Genomic DNA, 3,963 nt, shown 5'->3' on the forward strand with positions numbered 1-3,963 from the left:
CAGCCTGGAACAATCTCTCTGCCCTGCCGGAAACCATCCGATCCATCGGTCTCAGAAAGTGGGCTCACACAGGTCAGACCCTATAACCGTTGGTATTAGATACGCAAGAACCTCTCTCATGGAAGCGGGATAGCAGCCTGCTGATTGCCACCGGAAGCCGGAATGAAACCGGGCACGGAACATATTTCTATAATTTCGACGGCCAGGCTTTTCATCTGCTCACGTCAGAACCGATGACAGAAAAGCCGGATAACTGACTCTCTCCCGGCCACCAGAACCTCAGCCCCGATGGCGCCTGCGCGGCCGGAGCAGGCAGCCATGCTTCCTGTCCGTGTAATACATCGCCGTGCCGACCTGAACCTGATCAGACCGCCTGTGGCCGGAAGACCGTATCCGGGCCGGACCCCGGCCCGCTCCGGGAGAAATCACAACGGAACGCCGCCCCTCACCCTCACACAGATCAGCCGGCGCATGAGACGCACGCGCCCCCTTATGCTGGGACTGACGCGCAAACGCCGCATGACCCGCAAGCCCCCCGGCAGCCAGAACCAGACAGAACACCGCACCGCACAGCTTCCAGCGCGCAGGCACAATCATCCCGGCAGATCCCCGGCCTTCGGAACATGGCCCCCGTTCACCCGCTCACGAAGCTCCTTGCCCGCACGGAAAAACGGAGCCGCCTTGTCCGCAACCTCAACAGCCTCACCAGTTCTGGGATTGCGACCGCTCCGGGCCGCACGCTGCTTGACGGTAAACGCACCGAAACCGCGAAGCTCGACACGATCCCCCCGGCCCAGAGCCTGAGAAATCTCATCCAGAATCGTCTGGACAATCAGCTCGGCCTCCCGGAGCTGCAGATGCGGATTGGCGGCAGCGATTTTCGCTACAAGTTCGGACCTGGTCATCGGCCTTCCCCTTTCTGAGGAACCTAAGATTTCCAGATCGCCATCACGCCGTCAACATAAGGCGTCATGCTCATGAAGCCTGAAGGAAACACGGAAGACAGCAAACCCGAAGGACGCAGAAGCAGACGCCGGACAAAATCATACTTCTTCTGATCATCCCCGATATCGTCAGGCTTCGCCGAACCCGGCAGCTTCGTCTCATGACGCAGCCAGACCAGAGCCTCCTGCCGGGAACCGATCGCATCAATCAGACCCAGCTTCAGAGCCTGCCGCCCCGTATAGGGACGCCCGTCAGCCAGCGCACGCACCCTGTCCTGTGGCATGTGGCGCCCGCGGGCCACAATATCCACGAACTGGTCATACATATCCAGAACAACGCCCTGAAGCATCTCCCGCCCCTCAGGAGACAGCGGCTTCACAACGGAAGGCTGCCCCTTCATCGGACCGGAAACCAGCACGTCAAAATTCACACCGATCTTGCCAAGCAGCCCCGACACGTCAGGAGCCTGCATGATCACCCCGACAGATCCCGTCAGGGTGCTGCTCTGCGCGAAAATCCTCTGCGCAGGCACCGCAATCATATATCCGGCAGACGCACCCAGCGCCCCCATCGACACCGCAACCGGCTTCTTCCGCGCAAAACGCTCTATGGCATCATGCAGCATCTCCCCGCCGGTCACAGCCCCGCCAGGACTGTTGATGGTCAGCAGAAGCCCCTTCACGGAAGGGTCCTTCTCCGCCTCCGCCAGAGCATCCGTCCAGCGCGAGACATCCGAGCCGATCTCCCCGCTGACATCCATCCGCACCAGATGCGGACCGGACGGACGATTCCGCACACTGAACGAGACAAAACAGGCCACAACAAACAGCCCGAACGCCCCGATCCGCCACAGACGCATCCTGCGGCGTATCCGGTCGCGAATCACCAGCCTGCCATCCTCGGTCTCACTCATCACTCAGCTCCCAGGTCAGGCAGGCACGGCATCACGGATTCTCAGGATCCGGCAGAAGGGGCCGTCTGCGTCTTGCGCGCGGCAGCACGCTTGCGGCCACCCTCGCCATCCCCGCCTGAAGACGCGCTGATCTTGCGGCCCAGACCGATCTCACGCGCCAGCGTGGAGCGACGCTCGGCATAGTTCGGAGCAACCATCGGATAATCAGCCGGCAGACCCCAGCGCTCACGATACTGCTCCGGCGTCATGCCATAGGCACTCTGCAGATGACGCTTGAGCATCTTGAGCTTCTTGCCGTCCTCAAGACACACAATGTAATCGGGGAACACGGAACGCTTCACCGGAACGGCAGGCTGCAGCTTCTCGGGCTCCGGCTCAGCCTGACCGGCTGACTGCAGAGCAAGATAGACATCGCGGATAAGAGCCGGAATATTTTCCGAAGAAAATGTATTATTTGAAACGTGAGCCGAAACAATCTGCGCCGTAAGATTAAGCAGATCTGCAGATGCTTTCTGATTTTCTGACATTTTAAAAAAAACCCTTCAGAGCGGGAAACTCCGTTACAAACCAGTAACGCTCACTTCCCTGCATGACGAAGATTAACCCTCTTCTTCTGCGGTAAATAATGAATATGATCTTTTTCCGCAACACCCTGATGAGAAAGTTTCCTGAATGTCATGTTTACAAAAATCACACAGACGTGTCGCCGTATTGGGAAGCATCAATATAGATATCATTGCAAAATCTTCCTCACTCCCTCATCCCGGTGAGACAATTATAGCGGAAAATGTTTTTTTCTCACCCGGCGGGAAAGGCGCAAATCAGGCGATCGCCCTGCGAAGACTTGAAATCGATGTAATGTTCTCAGGAACAACAGGTGATGACAGCTTCGGAGACATGGCCCGTAAAATACTGATAAAGGAAAACATCTCCCTCGATCATATAAAAACATTACCATCTCTTCACACAGGACTTGCCCTGATCAGTATCGATTCACATGGTGAAAATATGATAACTGTCTCATCAGGCGCGAATTCAGAACTTGATGAAGTAACAGCCCGCGAGATCATCCGTCATCTCAACCCCGGAGATTTCCTCCTGCTGCAGCGGGAAATCCCTCCCGCAACCAATATCGAAGCCATCCGCCTCGCCGTGGAAAAAGATATCCGCGTGATCCTCGATCCCGCCCCGGCACCCCCGGAAGGAATTTCCGATGATCTGCTGAGGAAAATTTTCATTATCACGCCAAATGAAACGGAAACGGAATGCCTTACCGGCATCCGCCCGCACACTCAGGAAACCGCTCTTACCGCCGCAAGACAGCTTCGCGAACGCGGTGTCAGCATCGCCATCGTCAAACTCGGAGCCGCAGGCGTGTGCTACGCAGGACCCGATGAGGAAGGCTTCATCCCGCCGTTCAGAGTCACCTCAACAGACAGCGTCGCCGCCGGAGACTGCTTCAACGCCGGACTGGCATCCGCCCTCCTGCGCGACGCCCCCCTGCCCGAAGCCGTCCGGACCGCAGCAGCCTGCGGTGCCCTCGCCACGACAAAAAAAGGCGGCGCGGACTCAGCCCCCTATGCTCAGGAAGTCAGTAAACTCCTCAGGGAACAATAAGGATCATTCCCACATGCACCGCATCATCCTCCTCAGCCTGCTCCTCCTCGCGGCCTGCCACGCACCGCAGGGCAACATGACATACGGACAGCACCGCACACACGCAGGACAGCAGGGTCCCTACCTCGGAACCGGAGCCGGCTACGCCCCGTAGATCTCCGCATCCCCCGGAACCCGCCGGCGCGACCAGGGCATCCGGAACTTCCGGACCCGTGCCGAAATCCGCTCCATCAGAAGATAGACCGCAGGCGTCGTGTAAAGCGTCAGAAGCTGGCTGGTCGCAAGCCCGCCCACAACCGCAATCCCGAGCGGACGCCGCAGCTCCGCTCCGTACCCGTTGCCCAGAACCAGAGGCACCGCCCCTAAAGCCGCAGCCAGCGTCGTCATCAGAATGGGGCGGAACCGCGTCAGACAGAGGTGGCCCCGGTTTTTTGGACAGGGGGTTAAGCTATAGACCGGCCTGAGAGAGGACGGGTTTATGGGCAAGG

The 3,963-nt window shown here is 58.5% G+C and carries 7 protein-coding genes; 2 read left to right on the plus strand and 5 right to left on the minus strand.

The window, feature by feature from the left end; all coding sequences use genetic code 11:
- Positions 1-279 precede the first annotated feature (279 nt).
- From LOC54_RS11620 to LOC54_RS11635, 4 genes are read right to left on the minus strand one after another with little or no spacing between them, the layout of a single operon-like run.
- On the minus strand, positions 280-597 hold the full coding sequence (locus LOC54_RS11620) for a hypothetical protein (protein WP_279313954.1): 318 nt from the start codon (positions 595-597) through the stop codon (positions 280-282).
- Complete coding sequence (locus LOC54_RS11625) at positions 594-905, minus strand: integration host factor subunit beta (RefSeq protein ID WP_279313955.1); 312 nt, start codon at positions 903-905, stop codon at positions 594-596. Before LOC54_RS11625 ends, LOC54_RS11620 begins: the two co-directional genes overlap by 4 nt.
- Before the next feature lie 23 nt (positions 906-928).
- Positions 929-1,858, minus strand: a complete 930-nt coding sequence (gene sppA, locus LOC54_RS11630; protein WP_279313956.1) for a signal peptide peptidase SppA — start codon at positions 1,856-1,858, stop codon at positions 929-931.
- Between the two features lie 41 nt (positions 1,859-1,899).
- The gene (locus LOC54_RS11635; RefSeq protein WP_279313957.1) at positions 1,900-2,385 is read right to left on the minus strand and encodes a MucR family transcriptional regulator; all 486 of its coding nucleotides are present in this window, start codon (positions 2,383-2,385) and stop codon (positions 1,900-1,902) included.
- Between the two features lie 145 nt (positions 2,386-2,530).
- On the opposite strand from LOC54_RS11635, the gene LOC54_RS11640 reads away from it, so the two are divergent.
- Together LOC54_RS11640 and LOC54_RS11645 are read left to right on the plus strand one after the other, a co-directional pair.
- Complete coding sequence (locus LOC54_RS11640; RefSeq protein ID WP_279313958.1) at positions 2,531-3,475, plus strand: ribokinase; 945 nt, start codon at positions 2,531-2,533, stop codon at positions 3,473-3,475.
- A gap of 13 nt (positions 3,476-3,488) precedes the next feature.
- Complete coding sequence (locus LOC54_RS11645) at positions 3,489-3,629, plus strand: hypothetical protein (RefSeq protein ID WP_279313959.1); 141 nt, start codon at positions 3,489-3,491, stop codon at positions 3,627-3,629.
- Here LOC54_RS11645 and LOC54_RS11650 read toward each other — a convergent pair.
- A partial coding sequence (locus LOC54_RS11650) for an efflux RND transporter permease subunit (RefSeq protein ID WP_279313960.1) occupies positions 3,617-3,963 on the minus strand: 347 nt, incomplete at its 5' end. The two genes, LOC54_RS11645 and LOC54_RS11650, sit on opposite strands and share 13 nt — an antisense overlap.

It is taken from the genome of Acetobacter sp. AN02 (genome assembly GCF_029759835.1).
GTDB lineage: Bacteria > Pseudomonadota > Alphaproteobacteria > Acetobacterales > Acetobacteraceae > Acetobacter.